This is a genomic window from Nocardia sp. 149-1B, assembly GCF_057747975.1.
In genome coordinates this window covers 45,710-64,052 of the sequence record NZ_CM173233.1, presented here as the reverse complement: position 1 = coordinate 64,052, position 18,343 = coordinate 45,710, and the positions used below count along the sequence as shown (strand labels likewise).

Sequence of the window (18,343 nt, the reverse complement as noted above, 5' to 3'; positions counted from 1 at the left end):
GGCGGGTGGTTGAGTACCCGGGCTCATCCGCCGGCCGGCTCCCGGAGGCGATCCTGGCGACATGACGTCGACCGCTCGCACCACTCGCTTCTCGGACCCGTTCGTCTGCCCGGACTGCCACACCCGGCTCCCCGTCCAGGTCACGTCCTGCCCGGGCTGCGGCCTGAGGCTCAACAGCCCCCTCGCCGGCGAGCTGCTGCAGACCCTGCGCATCGCCGACGACCTCCTGGCCCGGCTCCGGGCGGACTCGGCGGCCTCGTCACCGGCGCCGCTGCCGTCGTACCCCGCTCCTCGACCCGCGCCCCACCAGGTCGGCCGCCGCGGCCTCTCCGCACCGTCGGTGCCGAGGATCCTCCTCGGGCTCGGTGCCCTGTGCCTGCTGGTGGCCGCGGTGATCTTCCTGGCGGTCGCCTGGTCCTGGCTCGGCGTCGGAGGGCGTACGTCGGTGCTCGTGGCGCTCACCCTGGTGAGCGGCGGCCTGGGGGTGTGGCTCGGGCGGCGCGGGCTCCGGATCGCCGCCGAGTCACTGACCACGGTGGGGCTGGGGCTGCTGGCCCTCGACGTCGTCGGAGCCGCCCACGCCGGCTGGCTCGGCGCACTCGACGACGCCGGCCTCACGTGCACGGTCGGTGGGACCGTCCTCCTCGCGGCCGTGGCCCTCGTCCAGGTGACTCGACTCGGCGCACCGCAGGTGCTGGCCGTGCTCGCCCTCAGCGTGACCGGGCTCGGCGCGATTGCCGCCAGCGGACACGTGACGACCGTGATCGTGGCCGTCGTGCTCGCGCATCTCGTGCTGGCCGGCGGGGCTCGACCGGGCTCGCTGCGCCTCGGGCGGGTGCTGGCCGCCGTCGGCGCGGGCTGGTGGTGGTTGGCCCTCCTCGCGGTCGGCCTGGTCGACGCCTCCGGCCACCCCTCCCTGCACGGGCTGTGGACCGAGGGGTACGCCGCGGGCCTGCTCGCCGCCTCGCTCCTCCTCGTGGCGCCGGTGCCGTTCGTGCGCACCCGCCCCGTCCCGACCCGGGCGCTCACCTCGGCGGCCACCACGCTGCTGACCCTCACCCTGACCCTGCCCGCGGCCGACGAGAGCGCCACCGTGCTCGGCACGGTCGGCCTGGTCGCCCTGGTGTGCTGGACGGCCGTGTCGCTGACGCTCGCGAAGTCCTGGCGGCCGATCGCCTGGGTCCCGATGCTGCTCGCCGCCATGCCCGTGCTCGCCGTGACCGGCGCGATGACGGTGCAGGCGGCCGGCAACGCCATGGGGCACGCGGCGCCGTTCACCCGGACCGCCGGGATGCGCCTGGGCGAGCCCGAGACGCCGGCCGCGCCGGCCCTGCTCGTGCTGGGTGTCGCCGGGCTGCTGCTCGCTGCGATCTCGTTGGCCCCGCGGCCGAGCTCCGTCCGGGCGCAGTTGCCGGCCGGCGTCCTGCTGGCGGCGGCGATCGCCACCCTCGCGCTCTTCCCGGTGCCGGCCTGGACCGTGGCGGGCGCAGTGCTCCTGCTGGGTGCCGGCCTGCTCGCGGACTCCTGGCGGCACGAGGACGGCTCCGGTGAGCGACAAGCGCTCCTGGGCCTGCTCGTCGGGGTCGTGGCGGTGCCGATCGTCCTCCCGAGCGATGCCCTGACCACCGGCGTCGCGGCCGTGCTGACGGCGGCGACGGCGCTCCTCGCCGGGCGCGGTCGCACCGACGCCCTCAGGACGGTCGGCGGGCTCCTGCTCCCCGTGGGCATCGCGGGCCTGCTCTGGTCGGCGGCGTCGGTCCTCGAGATCGACCAGGCGCAGCGCGGGGTGCCGGTGCTGCTCGCCGTCGGGCTGCTGGCGATCGCGGTGCCGCGGGTCGAGCTCGAGATCGCGTCGGCACTGGCCGGCCTCGCCGCGTCGATGGGCGCGATCGCCGGCGCGGACGACGCCTCGGTCGCGCTCGCGGTCCACCTGACCGTGGCCGGTGCCCTCGTCTGCGTCAGCGCGCTGGTCCACCCCGAGCGCCGTGAGCTCGGCTGGGTGGGCGGCCTGCTCCTGGCGGCCGCGACCTGGGTGCGTCTCGCCGACCTCGGGGTCACCGCCCAGGAGGCCTACACGCTGCCGAGCGCGATCGCCCTGCTCCTCGTCGGCGTGCGTCGGCTGCAGCGCGACCCGGCCGCACCGACCGCCGTGGCGCTCACCCCCGGCCTGACGCTCGGCACGGTGCCGTCGCTGCTCTGGGTGGCCGCCGACCCGCTCACGACCCGGGCGGTCGTGCTGGGCGCCGGGTGCCTGCTGCTCGTGCTCGCCGGCACCCGGTTGCGCTGGAGCGCCCCGCTGCAGGCGGGCGCCGTGGTCGGCTCGCTCGTCGTGCTGCGCGAGCTCGCGCCGTACGCCGCCCAGACCCCGCAGTGGGTGCTGATCGGCGTCGCCGGCACCCTGCTGACGGCGGTCGGGATCACCTGGGAGCACCGGATGCGCGACCTGCGCACGGCGGCGGGATACCTCGCACGTCTGCGGTAGCCCCACGCTCGGGGCCGCCCTACCCTCGGCCGCATGGAGCTGGAGTTCGACGGCGTGATCTGGGAGTGGCGCGGCCCGGCGCCGTACCACTTCGTGAGCGTGCCCGAGGACGAGTGCGAGCAGCTCGCCGAGACCGCGGCCGCGGTGAGCTACGGCTGGGGGATGATCCCGGTCGTCGTGCGCGTCGGCGACACCCGTTGGTCCACGTCGCTGTGGCCCAAGGACGGCGGCTACGTCGTGCCGCTCAAGGACCAGGTCCGCCGCGCCGAGGGCCTCGAGCTCGGCCAGGACGTCACCGTCCGGCTCAGCGTCGACGTGTGACGCTCAGAGCCGTTCCCGTCCGTGCGGGGTCAGCCACCCTGCGGGGTCGGGCCCCTTCGGGATCACCCGCGAGGGGTTGATGTCGTCCTGGACGACGTAGTAGTGCGCCTTGATCTGCTCGAAGTCGGTGTTGTCCCCGAAGCCCGACGTCTGGAACAGGTCCCGGGCGTAGGCCCACAGCACCGGCATCTCGGTGAGCTTGTTGCGGTTGCACTTGAAGTGGCCGTGATAGACGGCGTCGAACCGCGCCAGCGTCGTGAACAGGCGTACGTCGGCCTCGGTGAGCCGGTCGCCCATCAGGTAACGACGATCGGCGAGCCGCTCCTCGAGCCAGTCCAGGGCGGTCCACAGCCGGTCGTAGGCCCGCTCGTAGGCGTCCTGCGAGCCCGCGAACCCACACCGGTAGACGCCGTTGTTGACCTCGGTGAAGATCCGCTCGATCACGTGGTCCATCTCCTCGCGGAGGTCGTCGGGCCACAGGTCGGGTGCGTCGGGGCGGTGGTGGTCGCGCCACTCGAAGAACAGGTCGTGGGTGATCCAGGGGAAGTCGTTGGTGACGACGGCGCCGCTCGGCACGTCGACGACCGCGGGCACCGTGATGCCGCGGGGGTAGTCGGCGTAGCGGGCGAAGTAGGCCTCCTGCAGCCGCTCGATGCCGAGCACCGGGTCCCGACCGCCGGGGTCGAGGTCGAAGGTCCAGCTGCGCTCGTCGTGGGTCGGCCCGCACAGCCCGAGCGAGATCACGTCCTCGAGACCGAGGAGCTGCCGCACGATGATCGAGCGGTTGGCCCAGGGGCAGGCCTTCGCAGCGACCAGCCGGTAGCGCCCCGGCTCCACCGGCCAGAGCTCGCCCTCGACCGGCCCGTGCTCGGGGCGGCGAGCGCCGTGGGTGATCCGGTCGGGGATGTAGTTCATGTCCCGGTCGAACTCGCCGGGAGTGAGGTACCTGCTGTTGCCCGTGTCAGCGCCCATCTCTCCACCCTAGGGACCCTGCCAACCGGGGCCGTTCGGCCCGGGCCCGGACCCGAACGGCGACGTAGCGTGCCGATCATGCCCCAGCACACCCTGTCCGCGACCGCCGTGCGGGTCACCGGCCGGCACCGGCCGATGCTCCCGCCCACGGACGTCGAGATCGCCGACGGCGAGGTCCGCGCCGTGGTCGGTGACCCCGGGCACGGCCACACGGCACTGGCCCTGGTCCTGGCCGGCCGGCTCACGCCCGACGGGGGCTCGGTGATGCTGGACGGCTCGCCGCTCGAACGCCCGCGCCGGCGCGCGGTCGCGCTCGTGGACGTGCCGGGGGTCAGCGAGCCCGACGACATGGTGCCGATCGGCACCGTGCTCGGCGAGGAACGCTCGATGGCCGGACGGCCCGCCGGTCGAGCCGCGCTGCGAGCGTGGGCGCCGGGCCTCGACCTGCACCGGCGCACCGAGGACGTGCCGCCGGAGCAACGGGTCGACCTGCTCCTGCGCGCGGCGGCGGAGCGACCGGGCGTGCGGTTCCTCGTGCTGACGATGCCCGACCGGTGGGGTGTCACCCCGGCGCAGTGGCAGCCGGTCGCGGCCGAGCTCGCCGGGCGCGGCCTGGGGGTGCTGGTGACGGTCGGCGAGACCTCCCGGCACCTGCTCGGCGTACCTCACACCACGATCGGCGACCCGGCCGACCAGCACCTCACCGACCAGCACATCCCCGACCAGGAGCCGGCATGACCTCCCTGCGGATCGCACTCACCGAGCTGCGCCGGATCACCGCCGGCCGGCTCCCCAAGGTGGCGGTGCTGGCGATGGTCGTGATCCCCACGCTGTACGCCGGCCTCTACCTCTACGCCAACCAGGACCCCTACGGCGGGCTCGCGCGGGTCCCGGCGGCGCTGGTTGTCGCCGACCAGCCGACCACCCTGAACGGCGAGGAGCTGGCGCTCGGCCGGCAGGTCGCCGACAAGCTGCTCGACCAGGACGACTTCGACTGGCACGAGGTCGACCAGCGGGCGGCGGTCGCGGGGGTCGAGGACGGCACCTACGACTTCGCGCTGACGATCCCCGCGGGGTTCTCCACGGCGGTCACCAGCTCGGCCCGGTTCGACCCCGAGCGGGCGCGGCTGGTGATGACCACCAACGACGCCAACTCCTACATGGCCAGCACCATCGCCGACACCGTCACCACCCGGGTGCGCGACGCGATCTCCAGCGAGGTCACCGCCCGCGCCGCGACGACCGTGCTCGAGAGCCTCGCGCAGGTCCGCACCCGGCTCGTCGACGCCGCGGACGGCGCGGGCACCCTCGCCGACGGGCTCGACCGGGCGAGCACCGGCGCCTCCCGCCTGGCCGGCGGCGCCGGACGGCTCGCGACCGGGTTGGGCACCCTGGAGCGGCGTACGGCGGCCCTGCCGGACCAGGCCGGCGAGCTCGCCGACGGCGCCACCCAGGTAGCCGCCGGCGACCGCACCGTTGCCCGCTACGGACACGAGGCCCAGCAGCTGACGCATGACGCCGCCGTGGCCTACCGGCAGGGTCGTGCGGACCTCCAGCAGCGGATGCAGGACCAGGGCCTCGACCAGGCACAGCAGCAGGCCCTGCTCGAGATCTACGACCGGGCCCAAGGGCCGCTCGCGGACGCCGCAGGGCGGATCGACCAGGCCACCGCACAGCTCGACCGGCTCGCCGCCGGCGCCGACCAGGTCGCGGCCGGCGCCCGGCGGCTGGCCGACGCGGCACCCGCTCTCAGTGCCGGCATCGCGCGCGCCCACACCGGAGCGAGCGACCTCGCCGCGGGCGCCGGCACGTTGAGCTCGGGGATCGACCGCGCCGACCGGGGTGGTCGGCGGCTCGCCTCCGGGCTGGACCGCGGCGCGGCCCAGCTCCCCGACCTGGGGAATGGCACGGTCACCCGGGTCGCCCAGACGCTCGCGGACCCCGTCGGCATCGACAACCGGTCCCAGGCGGAGGCCGGTTCGTACGGCGCCGGCCTGGCGCCGTTCTTCCTCTCGCTCGGTGCCTGGATCGGCGGCTACGTGCTGTTCCTGCTCGTGCGGCCGCTCTCGACCCGGGCACTCGCCGCCGACCAGACGCCCCTGCGCGTGGCGCTCGGGGGCTGGCTGCCTCCCGCCCTGCTCGGCATCGCCCAGATGGCGCTGGTGCTCACGGTGGTCACGTTCGGGGTCGGCATCTCACCGGGCCACGTCGTGCCGACGCTGGCGTTCCTGGTGCTGATCTCGGTGACGTTCGTGGCGATCGTGCACACGCTCACCGCCTGGCTCGGCCCCGCCGGCCAGTTCCTCGGCCTGGCGCTGATGGTGATCCAGCTGGTGACCGCCGGCGGCACGTTCCCCTGGCAGACGATCCCCGTGCCGCTGCACCCGGTGCACCGGGCACTGCCGATGTCCTACGCCGTCGACGGCCTGCGGCAGCTGATGTACGGCGGCGCCTCGGCGCTGGCCTGGCACGACGTGGTCGTGCTGCTGGCGTGGCTGGTCGGCGCCCTCACGCTCACCTCGCTCGCGGCCCGGCGGCAGCGCCGCTGGACGGTGGGACGGATCCACCCGGAGCTGACGCTCTAGAACCGCCTCGATCAGAGCAGCCCGCGGGCCTGCTTGGCCCGCAGCACGCGCAGCGCGGCGGCGTCGACCGTGGCGCGGAAGCTCGCGCTGGTGCGGGCCCGGTGCAGCACGGCGGCGTACATCGCGGGCAGCGGCTCGGGGTCGACGGTGAGCACCAGGTCGCCGCCCGCGCCGATGAACCGCAGCGCGCGGTCAGCGGGGGTGAAGCGCGCGACCTGCCGGGCGCGCGCCAGGTCGTCGGAGATCACCACGCCGTGGAAGCCGAGATCTCCGCGGAGCATCGTGTCGATCACGAACGGCGAGAACGCCGCGGGGTTCCTCGGGTCGAGCCGCGCGTAGTACGCCGTCGAGACCATCACGAACGGCGCACCGGCCTCGACCGCCGCCCGGAACGGCTCCAGGTAGGCGTCGTGGCGGGTGGTCACCCGGTCGGTCACGCCGGCACGGGTGTCGGTGTTGGCGCGCACCCGGCCCAGACCCGGGAAGTGCTTGACGGCCGGTACGACGTCGCCGTCGGCCATTCCGCGCAGGAACGCGAGCCCGTGCCGGGCCACTACCCTCGTCGAGTAGCCGAACTCGCGCTCGTAGTGCCCGATCGGCGGGTTGTGGGCGGCGGCCCTCCGGTTCGGGACGGTGTCCAGCACGGGAGCGAGGTCGAGGTTGACCCCGGCCCGGCGCAGCTGGCCGGCCCAGGTGCGGGCGGCCGAGCGCAGCCGGCTCGGGTCCCAGGTGCCCTGCTCGAGCGCGGACGGGATGTCGGAGAACCCGCGCCCCTGCAGCACCCGGACCGCGCCGCCCTCCTGGTCGGTCGCGACGAACAGCCGCACCCCGTCGGTGGAGTCCGGGCCGACCTCGCCACGCATCGTCCGGGACACCCGCGCCGGCACCCGCACGCCGTCGTAGCTGCGGCCGGTGAGCATCACGTTGCCGACGTGGAAGCGGCCGATCTGGGCGCGCGTGGCCCGGTCGACCCGGTCGGCGGGGGTGCCGACCATGAACAGCTGGCCCACCCGCTGCGGCAGCGTCATGTCGTCGAGCACGCTCCGTGCGGTGCGCTCCTGGGCGCGAGCCGTCGCGACCGGCGCGTGGGCGGAGCCGGCCGCGGGGACCAGCAGGCCGCCGGCGAGCACGGCGGCGAGGGTGAGCAGGACGAGTCGGGACCGCGAGAGCACGCCGGGACCGTACCGGGCCCGGGTGACCGGCCGGGGCGGCACCCTCATCGTGTTGCAAAGAATCGTTTGCAAATGACTCTTTGCAGTTCTACGGTGACCGGGTGGACCTCACCTCGATCACCCCCACGCCCGAGCAGCTCAAGGCGCTCACGCACCCGGTCCGGGTGCGGATGCTCGGGATGCTGCGCATCGACGGACCCGCCACGGCCACCACGCTGGCGGACCGGCTCGGCCTCAACACCGGCGCGACGTCGTACCACCTGCGCCAGCTGGCCCAGCGTGGCTTCGTCGTCGAGGACAGCGAGCGCGGCAACGGCCGCGACCGCTGGTGGCGCGCGGCCCACCGCTACACGACCACCGACACCGCCGGCGGCTCGACGGCCGAGGAGCGCGACACGCTCGACTCCTACCTGCAGTCGGTCGTCGTCGTGATGACCGAGCGGCTCCAGCGCTCCGTGGAGGAGCTGCCCACGCTGCCCGAGGAGTGGCGCGACGCGACCACCTACAGCGACTGGGTGATCTCGCTGACGCCGGCTCGCGCCCTGCGCCTGATCGAGCACCTGAACGCCGAGATGCAGCACGTCGAGGAGGAGGACGACACCGACTCCGTCCCGTTCGTGGTGCAGATGTCGGCGTTCCCCTACCCCGGCAAGGCCGGGCGGACCGAGCCGTGAGCCGCCTCCCCCTCTACGGCTGGCTGACCGCCGAGGCGGTCTCGCTCACCGGCACCCGCGTGTCGATGATCGCGCTGCCGTTCCTCGTGCTGACGACCACGGGGTCGGCGACCCAGACCGGTCTGGTGGCGCTGTTCGAGGCGTTGCCGATGGTGCTGCTCAAGGTGCTCGGCGGTCCGGTGATCGACCGGCTGGGCGCCCGCCGGGTCAGCGTCGGCTGCGACCTCGGCAGCATCGTGGTGGTCGGGTCGATCCCGGCGCTGCACACGCTCGGCGCGCTCTCGTTCCCCGTGCTGCTCGGGCTGGTGGCGCTCGCCGGCGCCCTGCGCGGTCCGGGTGACTCCGCCAAGCAGGCGCTGGTCCCGGTGATCGTCGACCACGTCGGCGTCCCGATGGAGCGGGTGACCGGGCTGGCCGGCACCGTCGAGCGGTCCGCCTCGATGCTCGGCGCCGGGCTGGCCGGCGCGCTGGTGGCGGTGCTCGGGCCGACGAACGCGCTGATCGTCGACGCCGCCAGCTTCGGCGTCTCGGCGTTCGTGCTGCTGTGGTCGACGCGCGCCCTGGCCGCGCCGGCACCCACGCCGGAGGCGACCGCCGGCGGGTACCGGCACCAGCTCCGGGAGGGCTGGGACTTCCTGCGCGGCGACCGGGTGCTGCTCGGCATCACCGTGATGGTGGCGCTGACCAACCTGCTCGACGCGGCGTACTCCACCGTGCTGATCCCGGTCTGGGCGGTCGATGCCGGCCACGGCGCCGGCGCGATCGGGCTGGTGTTCGCGGTCTTCTCGGGCTTCTCCGCCCTCGGCTCGGTCTGCGCCGCGACCTGGGCATCGGGGCTGTCTCGCTACCGCACCTACCTGATCGCGTTCCTGGTCTGCGGAGCACCGAGGTACGCCGTGTTCGCGTTCGACAGCCCGGTCTGGTCGGTCGTCGCGGTCGTGGCCGCCAGCGGCTTCGCGGCCGGGTTCATCAACCCCGTGCTGGGTGCGGTGATCTTCGAACGGATCCCGTCCCACCTGGTCGGCCGGGTCTCCTCGCTCACCACCGCGATGTGCTTCGCGCTGATCCCGCTCGGCGGCCTGCTCGGCGGCCTGCTGGTGACCGGCGCCGGCCTGCCGGCCACGATGCTGGCCGTCGGCGCGGCGTACCTGCTGGTCACCATGCTGCCCGCGGTCGACCCGCGCTGGCGCGAGATGGACGTACGCCGCCCGGTGGCCGGTCAGCCCGACGAGGGAGCGAAGGCCGCCGCGACCTGAAGCAGCCGGTCGTTGGCCTCGGTCTCGCCGATGGAGACCCGCGCGCCCTCGCCGGCGAACGGGCGGACCACGATGCCGGCCTCGTCGGCCGCCGCGGCGAAGTCGCCGGTGCGGTCCCCCAGCTCGAACCACACGAAGTTGCCCTGGGCGTCGGGGACGTCCCAGCCGGCCTCCCGCAGCCCGGACACGACGCGGGTGCGCTCGGCGACCAGTGCGTCCACGCGCTCGAGCAGCTCGGCGCGGCGCTCGAGCGAGGCGATGGCAGCCAGCTGCGCGACCGTCGAGACGCCGAACGGCAGCGACACCGCGCGGAGCGCCGCGGCGATGGGCGCCGGCGCGACGGCGTACCCCACCCGGAAGCCGGCCAGGCCGTAGGCCTTGGAGAACGTCCGGGTGAGCACGACGTTGTCGTGGGTGCGGTACGTCGCCAGGCCGTCGACCGGGTCGGCCACCCGCACGAACTCCAGGTAGGCCTCGTCGACGACGACGAGCACGTGGGAGGGCACCTTCGCGAGGAACGCGTCGAGCTCGGCCTGGGTGACGACCGGGCCGGTGGGGTTGTTGGGCGTGCAGACCAGCACGACCTTGGTGCGGTCGGTGATCGCGGCCGCCATCGCGTCCAGGTCGTGACGGCCGTCGGCGAGCACCGGCACCTTGACGGCCGTCGCGGCCGCGGCGGTGACCGCGATCGGGTAGGCCTCGAACGACCGCCACGCGAACACGACCTCGTCGCCCGGGTCGCAGAACGCCTGCACCAGCTGGTAGATCAGCCCGACCGAGCCCGTCGCGACCGAGAGGTGGTCGGCGGGCACGTCGAACGTCTCGGCCAGGGCGGCGTACAGCGCGCTGGACCCCATGTCGGGATAGCGGTTCATCGCGGCCACGCCGGCCTGCACGGCCTCGACGACGCCGGGCAGCGGCGGGTAGGGGTTCTCGTTGCTCGACAGCTTGTACGACGTCATCCCGGGTCGGACCGTCGGCGGCTTGCCGGCGACGTACGGCGGGATCTCCGCGACCGTGCGCCGGGGCTGAGGGGTGGTCATGGCCGCCACCCTAGTGAGTGCGGCGAGCCCGCCACGGCCGGAGCAGGAGGGCCAGCACGATGCCCACGGCCGCCCCGAGCAGGGCCCCGGTGACGTTGTCGATGACGTCGGTGACGTCGCAGGCCCGGTCGAGCCGGGCCAGCACGAGCTGCGCCGCCTCGATGCCGGCGGAGTAGGCCGCCAGCGCCACGATCCCGATCGGCACGAGCACCCACGCGGCCCGCCAGCGGGCGGCGGCCAGCACGAGCAGCGCGCCGGGAGGCACGAAGACCGCGGTGTTCAGGAGCCGCTGGCCACCGGAGAAGATCCAGAATCCCTCCGGTGCCGGCCCACCGATGTCCCACGAGCAGCTGGTGAGCCGGCCCTCGGCCGGGACGATCCCCGGCGCGCCGTTCGCGGGGATCAGCGTGATCGAGGCGATCACCGCCAGCGACCACAGCAGTCCACCGACCGCCACCGCCGAGACCCACCCCAGCCGCCGCCGCAGGGCCAGGGTCAGCAGCAGGCACACGCCTCCCGAGGCCGCGACGAGGAGCAGCATCACGCCCACGCCACCGACCGGGAACACGTCGCCGAGGCTACCCATCCCGGTGGTGCGGTCCACCCGTGCGGGCCGGAGCGCCAGCACCTACTGTTCCGCACCATGACCTTGCAGCGTTGGGCCTCGATCCCGGCTCTCGTGCTCACCCTGCTCGCCGCGGTGCTGGTCGCGGGCCCCGCGCCGGCCACCACCCCGGCTGACGCACCCGCCGCCTCCCCGGCAGGCCCGTCCGCGCCGTCAGCGGTGGACCGGGCGAAGCGGCCGGCTGTGTACTGGAGCCTCGGCACCGCGGTCGTCAAGCCGAAGCGGATCTGGGAGTACTACGACTCCACGCCCTACCTCAAGGGCCTGACGTGGGAGCACTGGGGCCACCAGGTGACGATCGGCCGTGGCATGTGGATCAGCGACTGCTCGGCGTGCTCGCCGCCGGCCCGGCGCAAGGCCACGATCCGGCTGTCCGGATTCGTCACCTGCAAGCAGGACCGCAGCGTCCGCTCCTACCGCAGGGCGGTCGTCACGGTGAGCAAGCCCGACGAGGGCGCCACGAGCACGCGGTGGGAGCTCTTCGCGGGCTGCCCCTGAGCGCCTCAGCCCGTAGGATCGAGGCGTGGGTCTCTTCAAGTTCGTCGGGTGGCTGCTCACGAACGCCGTCGCCCTGGCCGTCGCGTGCCAGCTCTTCGACGGCATCGGGTTCGGCAGCGGTGCGACGTCCGGCATGGACGAGGTCTCGGACAAGATCGGGCCGCTGCTGTTCGTGGCCCTGATCCTCGGCGTCGTGAACTCCTTCGTGAGCCCGGTGCTGAAGTTCCTGTCGATCCCGTTCATCATCATCACGCTGGGCCTGTTCCTGCTGCTGATCAACGCCCTCATGCTGCTGTTCACCGAGTGGCTCGCCGGGCTGTTCGACATCGACTTCTTCGTCGACGGCTTCTGGACCGCGGTCGGCGGCGCGATCGTGATCACGGTCGTCACCTGGATCGTCGGCCTTCTGCTCGGTGACGCCCAGGAGGCGTGAGCCCGTGCTGCCCCCGGCGCACACGCCCGGCCGGTATCACGTGGCCGTGGTCTGCCTCGGCAACATCTGTCGCTCGCCGATGGCCGACGTGGTGCTCACCGAGCGGATCGCCGAGGCGGGTCTCGACGACCGGGTCACGGTGTCCAGCGCCGGCACGGGCGGCTGGCACGTGGGCGACCCGATGGACCGGCGGGCCGCGGCGACGCTGAGCGCCGCCGGGTACGACGCCACCCGGCACCGCGCCCAGCAGTGGGACCAGTGGGTCGAGGCCGCGGCCGCGCCGGCCGACCTGGTGCTCGCGATGGACGCCCAGAACCTCGCCGACCTCGGCGGCGGGGCCGGCGACCCGCACGGCCGGGTCCGGCTGTTCCGCGACCTGGACCCGCTGGAGCCCGGGAGCGACGTACCGGACCCGTACTACGGTGGGGACTCCGGATTCGAGGAGGTGCTCGCCATGGTCGAACGTACGGCGAGATCGCTGGTCGACTCCTTGGAGCGCGAGCGCCCCTGGGACGGCGGGGCCCCCGGGTGACCCGCCAGCCGCTGGTCGCCCGCCGGGCCGAGGAGCTCCTCGGCTCCGCGGTCGTGGCCACGGCCCCGGTCGCCGGCGGCGACATCGCCACCGCCACCCGGCTGCGGCTCAGCGACGGCACCACCGCACTGATGAAGACGCTGCCGCACGCTCCCGAGGGGTTCTTCGCCGCCGAGGCGGCGGGGCTGCGGTGGCTCGACGAGGTGACGCCCGACGGCGGCGTCGGGGTCCCCGAGGTCCTCGGGGTCGACCACGAGTGCCTGATCATCCGTTGGGTCGAGCCCGGCAAGAACTCCGTCGACTCCGCGGCCGCCCTGGGCCGGGCACTGGCCGCGACGCACGCCGCCGGGGCGCCGTCGCACGGCCTGGCGAAGGACGGCTTCATCGGCCGCCTCCCGCTCCCCAACCGCCCCGCCGACACCTGGGCGGAGTTCTACGCCGCCCGCCGAGTGCTCCCCTATCTCAAGCTGGCCCGCGACCGCGGGGCCGCGAGCGCCGAGGACGCCACCGCCATCGAGGCGCTGCTCCCCCGGCTCTCCGAGCTGGTTCCCGAGGAGCCGCCCGCGCGCCTGCACGGCGACCTCTGGAACGGCAACGTGCTGTGGGGACTGGACGGGCAGGCGTGGCTGATCGACCCGGCGGCGTACGGCGGGCATCGCGAGGTCGACCTCGCGATGCTCTCGCTGTTCGGGTTGCCGCACCTGCCGCGGGTGCTCGACGCCTACGCCGAGGCGGCCGCCGCGACCCGGCCGCTCGCCGAGGGATGGCAGGACCGGGTGGCCCTGCACCAGGTCTTCCCGCTGCTCGTGCACGCCTGCCACTTCGGCGGCGGCTACGCGGCGCGGGCCGCCGAGGCCGCCGCCCGCTACGTCTGACCGACTCCTCCGGGTTCTCAGTTCCGACTCAGGCTCGGCTGGCAGAGTGGGGGCGTGAACACGCCGTCCGCTCCCAAGCCGCGGGTGCTCGTCGTCGACGACGACAAGGCCGTGCGCGAGTCGCTGCGGCGATCGCTGGAGTTCAACGGCTACGACGTGGTCCTGGCCTCCGACGGGGCCGAGGCGCTGGCGGGCATCGCCGCCGCGGCACCGGACGTGGTCGTGATGGACGTGATGATGCCCCGGCTCGACGGCCTCGAGACGACCCGCGCCCTGCGCACCGCCGGCAACGACCTGCCGATCCTGGTGCTGACCGCCCGCGACGCCGTCGGTGACCGGGTCGAGGGGCTCGATGCCGGCGCCGACGACTACCTCACCAAGCCGTTCGCCCTCCAGGAGCTGCTGGCCCGCCTGCGCGCGCTGCTGCGCCGCGTCGTCCCGCGAGACGAGGCCGGCGACGAGCTGCTCTCGTTCTCCGACCTCACGATGGAGGTCGCCACCCGTGAGGTACGCCGCGGCGACCGGGTCATCGAGCTGACCCGCACCGAGTTCGCGCTGCTGGAGATGTTCCTGCGGCGCCCCCGCCGGGTCCTCGAGCGCTCGTTCATCCTCGAGGAGGTCTGGGGCTACGACTTCCCGACCACGGCCAACTCGCTGGAGGTCTACGTCGGCTACCTGCGGCGCAAGACCGAGGCCGAGGGTGAGTCGCGACTGATCCACACCGTGCGCGGCGTGGGCTACGTGCTGAAGGAATCGTGAGCATCTTCCCCCCGGTTCCTCCCGAGGGGCGGTGGCACTACCGCCGCTCGCTGGCCAGCCGGGTCACGCTGCTCACGACGATCGCGGTGGGGCTGACGGTCGCGTTCGTCGCGGCCGGGGCCTACCTCACGGTGCGCATGCAGATGCAGGCGACGCTCGACGACTCGCTGGTCGAGCGCGCCGCGGCCGCCTCCCTCGGCCTGTGCCAGACCGACCAGCAGATCCCCGACGAGTACCTCGGCGCAGCCGACGTCTGGGTGGCGTGCCTCAACGACGGTGTCGGCGTGGCCAGCTCGCTCGACAAGAGCTCCCCGGTCAGCCTGCTCGGGGCGCCCGAGGCGGCCGTGGTCAGCGGCGATCGCCACCAGTCGATCCGCACGGTGGTCAGCAAGGACGGGGATACCCACTGGCGGCTGGTCGCGGTGCACCGCGACTCCGGCCAGACCATGATCCTCGCGCAGTCGCTCGTCTCCCAGCAGAACGTGCTGCGCAAGCTCGGCATCGTGATGTTCCTGTTCGGACTGGCCGGGGTGATCGCCGCCGGCATGGCCGGCTGGATGGTGGCCCGCAACGGGCTGCGGCCGGTGCGCCGACTGACGTCCTCGGTCGAGCGCATCGCCCGCACCGAGGACCTGCGGCCACTGCCGATCGAGGGGGACGACGAGATCGCCCGGCTGGCCTCGGCGTTCAACCAGATGCTCGCCGCGCTCGCGGCCTCTCGTGACCGGCAGCGCCAGCTGGTCGCCGATGCCGGCCACGAGCTGCGCACCCCGCTCACGTCGCTGCGCACGAACCTCGACCTGCTCAGCCAGGCCGACAGCGCCGGAGGCCTCCCCCCGGAGGCGAAGGCCGAGCTGCTGGACGACGTACGCGCCCAGATCGAGGAGATGACCACGCTCATCGGCGATCTCATGGAGCTCTCCCGCGACGAGCCGCTGACCCACGTGGTCGAGGCCATCGACGTGCCCGAGCTGGTCGACCGCGCGGTCGCGCGGGTGCGCCGCCGGGCGCCCGCGGTGACCTTCGACGTCGCCACCGAGCCGTGGTACGTCGTCGGCGAGAGCTCCGGGGTGGAGCGGGCCGTGACCAACCTGCTCGACAACGCCGCCAAGTGGGGTCCGACCGGGGGGACCGTCACCGTCCGGCTCGTCGGCGGCACGCTCACCGTCGACGACGAGGGCCCGGGCATCGCCGAGGAGGACCTGCCGCACGTGTTCGACCGCTTCTACCGCTCCGAGGAGTCCCGCTCGATGCCGGGCTCCGGGCTCGGCCTCTCGATCGTGCGCCAGGTCGCCGAGCGCCACTCCGGCTCGGTGACCGCCGGCACCTCGCCTCGCGGTGGCGCCCGGCTCACCATGTGGCTGCCCGGCTCCCACGCGCCGGTCCCCGACTGGACGCCGGTGCCGTGAGGGCTGCCGTGGCCGCCGTGCTGGCCGTCGGAGCGTTGGTCGCCGGGTGCTCCTCCGACTCCCCCGGCCCCCAGGCCGCCGATCCGGGCGATCCGGTCCTCAGTGAGGCGGCGCAGGTCGCGTGGAGCCCGTGCGACGGGCTGGACGCCACGCAGCTCAGCCGCTTGGCCGGGGAGGACATGGCCGAGCAGACCGGCACCGCCGACGAGCCGCGGTGCACGTTCACCCCGGTGCGCAAGGGCGGGCCGGCGTTCGACGTCAACTACCTGTGGTTCGACGGCACCCTCGACCAGGCCTGGCAGACCATGGGTGAGGTGCAGGGCCGGGTCAGCCGGATCCGGGTCCCGGGCGCCGACGCCGCCCGGCTCGTCGTCCACGCCAAGGCGTCCGCGGTGCTGGTCTCCGGGTTCGTGCAGACCGGCGGGCTCGTGCAGAGCGTCAACGCGGCCCAGCTGAAGCCATACGACGAGCAGCGGGTCGTCACGGCCACCCGGCAGCTGCTGGCGGCCCTGGTGAAGGCGGCCCCGGCGAGTCCTCCACAATGACCGCGTGACCGAACCGGCGACTGACCAGCTCTCGTTCTTCACCCGGCGCGGCGACGACGCCGACCTCGAGCTCGTGCCGACCGCGCTCGCGTGCAGCATGTGGAGCGAGGACCAGATGCACGGCGTCGCGCTCAGCGGGGCGCTGGCCTGGGCGGCCGAGCGGGCCCTCGCCGACGCAGGCCGCACCGACCTGCGCCCCGCCCGCTGGGCCGTGGACCTGTTCCGGCCGGCCCGGATGGTGCCGTGCACGCTCACCGCTGAGGTCGAACGCGAGGGCCGGCGGATCTGCCTGGTCGACGTGATCCTGTCCCAGGACGGGGAGCGGGTGGCGCGCGGCACCGCGACGTTCCTCAAGCCGTCGGCCAACACCGAGGGCGAGGTGTGGGAGCCGTCGGAGCGGCCGGTGCCCCCGCCCGCCGACGTCGTGCCGCCGGCGACCGAGCCGCGGCCGCCGTACGTGCACTCCTCGGCGCCGTGGTCCCAGGACTTCCTCGAGCACCAGAACGCCGACCGCAAGGCCTCCTGGAGCACCGCGGTGCCGGTCGTCGCCGGCGAGCCGGTCACCGGCTTCCAGGCCGCCGCGTCCGCGGCCGACGGCGCCAGCCTCGTCACCAACTGGGGCACGCGCGGGGTCGAGCACATCAACACCGACATCACGCTGACGCTGGCGCGTGAGCCCGAGGGTGTGGAGATCGGCCTGCTCGCGACCGACCGGGTCGAGCACGACGGCATCGCGGTCGGCACGGCCGCGGTGTTCGACCGGCGCGGACCGCTGGGCGCCGTGATGGTGGCCGCGCTCGCGAACGCCCGTCGCACGGTCGACCTCGGCTCGGTGACCTACACCGACGACGGTCGGCGCGAGACCCGGTGACCCGCGATGAGACGATGAGGCCATGACCGGCACCACCGACATCACCGACATCACTGAGGCGAGCGTCCTGCCGCTCAACGACACCCAGGCTCACGTCGAGCTCACCGAGGCGTACGCCGCGCACAACTACCACCCGTTGCGGGTGGTGCTGTCCTCCGGCGAGGGCGCGTGGGTCACCGACGTCGAAGGTCGCCGCTACCTCGACTGCCTGGCCGGCTACAGCGCCCTCAACTTCGGCCACTCCCACCCGCGCCTCGTCGAGCGCGCGCGTGAGCAGCTCGGCCGGCTGACGCTGACCTCGCGGGCCTTCTACAACGACCAGCTCGGCCCGTTCGCCCGCGACCTCGCGGCGCTGACCGGCAAGGAGCTGATCCTGCCGATGAACTCCGGCGCCGAGGCCGTCGAGACCGCGATCAAGGTCGCCCGCAAGTGGGCCTACCTGGTCAAGGGCGTCCCGGAGTCGCAGGCGACGATCATCGCGATGGAGGGCAACTTCCACGGCCGCACCACCACGATCGTGTCGTTCTCCAACGACCCCGCGGCCACGGCCCACTACGCGCCGTACACCCCCGGCTTCAAGCTCGTGCCGTACGGCGACCTCGCGGCCCTCGAGGCCGCGATCGACGAGACGACCGCCGCGGTCCTGCTCGAGCCGGTGCAGGGCGAGGCCGGCGTGATCATCCCGCCCGAGGGCTACCTCCAGGGCGTCCGCGCGCTGTGCAACGGCTCCGACGTGCTGATGATGGCCGACGAGATCCAGTCCGGCCTGGCGCGCACCGGACGCACGTTCGCCTGCGACCACGAGGACGTCGTCCCCGATGTCTACATCCTCGGCAAGGCGCTGGGCGGCGGGCTCTACCCCGTCTCGGCGGTCGCGGCCGATGGCGACGTGCTGTCCGTGATCACCCCCGGCACCCACGGATCGACGTTCGGCGGCAACCCGCTGGCCGCCGCGATCGGGCGCGAGGTGGTGGCGATGCTCAACACCGGTGAGTTCCAGGAGCGCGCCGCTCGCCTGGGTGCTCGGCTGGCCGAGGGCCTCTCCGGGCTGGTCGGCAACGGCGTCGACGAGGTCCGCACCCGCGGGCTGTGGGCCGGCGTCGACATCAGCCCCGAGCTCGCCTCGGGCCGGCACGTCTCCGAGCAGCTGCTCGAGCACGGCGTGCTCGCCAAGGAGGCACACGGCCAGACCGTCCGGCTCGCGCCGCCGCTGGTCGCCTCCGAGGAGGACGTCGACCTCCTGGTCGCTGCGTTCGCCGACATCTGCCGGGGCTGAACCGCCCAGGACGGC

General features: G+C 73.9%; 19 protein-coding genes. 15 read left to right on the top strand and 4 right to left on the bottom strand.

Features of this window, described 5'->3' with window-relative positions; all coding sequences use genetic code 11:
* The first annotated feature begins 61 nt into the window (after positions 1-61).
* Together AC3ANS_RS00285 and AC3ANS_RS00280 are read left to right on the top strand one after the other, a co-directional pair.
* A complete protein-coding gene (locus AC3ANS_RS00285) occupies positions 62-2,482 on the top strand; it encodes an SCO7613 C-terminal domain-containing membrane protein (RefSeq protein ID WP_488294183.1) in 2,421 nt (806 codons plus the stop codon).
* Positions 2,483-2,515: 33 nt separating this feature from the next.
* Positions 2,516-2,803: a DUF1905 domain-containing protein gene (locus AC3ANS_RS00280; RefSeq protein WP_488294182.1), complete on the top strand. Its 288-nt coding sequence runs from the start codon at positions 2,516-2,518 to the stop codon at positions 2,801-2,803.
* A gap of 3 nt (positions 2,804-2,806) precedes the next feature.
* On the opposite strand, the gene AC3ANS_RS00275 is transcribed toward AC3ANS_RS00280, so the two are convergent.
* Entirely contained in the window at positions 2,807-3,775 is a 969-nt protein-coding gene (locus AC3ANS_RS00275) for a glutathione S-transferase family protein (protein ID WP_488294181.1), read from the bottom strand.
* Between the two features lie 78 nt (positions 3,776-3,853).
* Between AC3ANS_RS00275 and AC3ANS_RS00270 the strand changes: the two genes are divergently transcribed.
* Complete coding sequence (locus AC3ANS_RS00270) at positions 3,854-4,513, top strand: ATP-binding cassette domain-containing protein (RefSeq protein ID WP_488294180.1); 660 nt, start codon at positions 3,854-3,856, stop codon at positions 4,511-4,513.
* Entirely contained in the window at positions 4,510-6,360 is a 1,851-nt protein-coding gene (locus tag AC3ANS_RS00265; protein ID WP_488294179.1) for a YhgE/Pip domain-containing protein, read from the top strand. Before AC3ANS_RS00270 ends, AC3ANS_RS00265 begins: the two co-directional genes overlap by 4 nt.
* 11 nt (positions 6,361-6,371) lie before the next feature.
* Here AC3ANS_RS00265 and AC3ANS_RS00260 read toward each other — a convergent pair whose 3' ends face one another.
* Positions 6,372-7,532 (bottom strand): glycoside hydrolase family 3 N-terminal domain-containing protein, encoded by a 1,161-nt coding sequence (locus AC3ANS_RS00260; RefSeq protein ID WP_488294178.1) that lies wholly within the window; start codon positions 7,530-7,532, stop codon positions 6,372-6,374.
* A 101-nt stretch (positions 7,533-7,633) separates the two neighbouring features.
* Between AC3ANS_RS00260 and AC3ANS_RS00255 the strand changes: the two genes are divergently transcribed.
* Together AC3ANS_RS00255 and AC3ANS_RS00250 are read left to right on the top strand one after the other, a co-directional pair.
* Positions 7,634-8,206, top strand: coding sequence for an ArsR/SmtB family transcription factor (locus AC3ANS_RS00255; protein ID WP_488294177.1), 573 nt, complete (start codon positions 7,634-7,636; stop codon positions 8,204-8,206).
* On the top strand, positions 8,203-9,462 hold the full coding sequence (locus AC3ANS_RS00250; protein WP_488294176.1) for an MFS transporter: 1,260 nt from the start codon (positions 8,203-8,205) through the stop codon (positions 9,460-9,462). The genes AC3ANS_RS00255 and AC3ANS_RS00250 overlap by 4 nt, the downstream gene beginning before the upstream one ends.
* Here the strand turns inward: AC3ANS_RS00250 and hisC are convergent.
* Both hisC and AC3ANS_RS00240 read right to left on the bottom strand, forming a co-directional pair.
* On the bottom strand, positions 9,426-10,505 hold the full coding sequence (hisC, locus tag AC3ANS_RS00245) for a histidinol-phosphate transaminase (RefSeq protein ID WP_488294175.1): 1,080 nt from the start codon (positions 10,503-10,505) through the stop codon (positions 9,426-9,428). The genes AC3ANS_RS00250 and hisC overlap by 37 nt on opposite strands.
* A 10-nt stretch (positions 10,506-10,515) precedes the next feature.
* Complete coding sequence (locus AC3ANS_RS00240) at positions 10,516-11,073, bottom strand: VanZ family protein (protein ID WP_488294174.1); 558 nt, start codon at positions 11,071-11,073, stop codon at positions 10,516-10,518.
* 75 nt (positions 11,074-11,148) lie between these two features.
* Here AC3ANS_RS00240 and AC3ANS_RS00235 point away from each other — a divergent pair, with 75 nt between their 5' ends.
* Genes AC3ANS_RS00235 through rocD form a run of 9 tightly spaced genes read left to right on the top strand, consistent with a single transcriptional unit; the run spans position 11,149 to position 18,328 of the window.
* Positions 11,149-11,628, top strand: coding sequence for a hypothetical protein (locus AC3ANS_RS00235; RefSeq protein WP_488294173.1), 480 nt, complete (start codon positions 11,149-11,151; stop codon positions 11,626-11,628).
* Positions 11,629-11,653: 25 nt separating this feature from the next.
* The gene (locus AC3ANS_RS00230) at positions 11,654-12,061 is read left to right on the top strand and encodes a phage holin family protein (RefSeq protein ID WP_488294172.1); all 408 of its coding nucleotides are present in this window, start codon (positions 11,654-11,656) and stop codon (positions 12,059-12,061) included.
* Between the two features lie 4 nt (positions 12,062-12,065).
* Entirely contained in the window at positions 12,066-12,593 is a 528-nt protein-coding gene (locus AC3ANS_RS00225; RefSeq protein WP_488294171.1) for a low molecular weight protein-tyrosine-phosphatase, read from the top strand.
* Complete coding sequence (locus AC3ANS_RS00220; RefSeq protein WP_488294170.1) at positions 12,590-13,468, top strand: fructosamine kinase family protein; 879 nt, start codon at positions 12,590-12,592, stop codon at positions 13,466-13,468. Before AC3ANS_RS00225 ends, AC3ANS_RS00220 begins: the two co-directional genes overlap by 4 nt.
* Positions 13,469-13,522: 54 nt before the next feature.
* On the top strand, positions 13,523-14,227 hold the full coding sequence (locus AC3ANS_RS00215; protein WP_488294169.1) for a response regulator transcription factor: 705 nt from the start codon (positions 13,523-13,525) through the stop codon (positions 14,225-14,227).
* A complete protein-coding gene (locus tag AC3ANS_RS00210) occupies positions 14,224-15,636 on the top strand; it encodes a sensor histidine kinase (RefSeq protein WP_488294168.1) in 1,413 nt (470 codons plus the stop codon). The genes AC3ANS_RS00215 and AC3ANS_RS00210 overlap by 4 nt, the downstream gene beginning before the upstream one ends.
* Positions 15,633-16,181 (top strand): DUF3558 family protein, encoded by a 549-nt coding sequence (locus AC3ANS_RS00205; RefSeq protein WP_488294167.1) that lies wholly within the window; start codon positions 15,633-15,635, stop codon positions 16,179-16,181. Before AC3ANS_RS00210 ends, AC3ANS_RS00205 begins: the two co-directional genes overlap by 4 nt.
* A gap of 4 nt (positions 16,182-16,185) precedes the next feature.
* Positions 16,186-17,052 carry an acyl-CoA thioesterase domain-containing protein gene (locus AC3ANS_RS00200; protein ID WP_488294166.1) on the top strand — a complete coding sequence of 289 codons (867 nt, stop codon included), beginning with the start codon at positions 16,186-16,188 and terminating at the stop codon, positions 17,050-17,052.
* 22 nt (positions 17,053-17,074) lie between these two features.
* The gene (gene rocD, locus AC3ANS_RS00195; RefSeq protein ID WP_488294165.1) at positions 17,075-18,328 is read left to right on the top strand and encodes an ornithine--oxo-acid transaminase; all 1,254 of its coding nucleotides are present in this window, start codon (positions 17,075-17,077) and stop codon (positions 18,326-18,328) included.
* Positions 18,329-18,343: the final 15 nt, after the last annotated feature.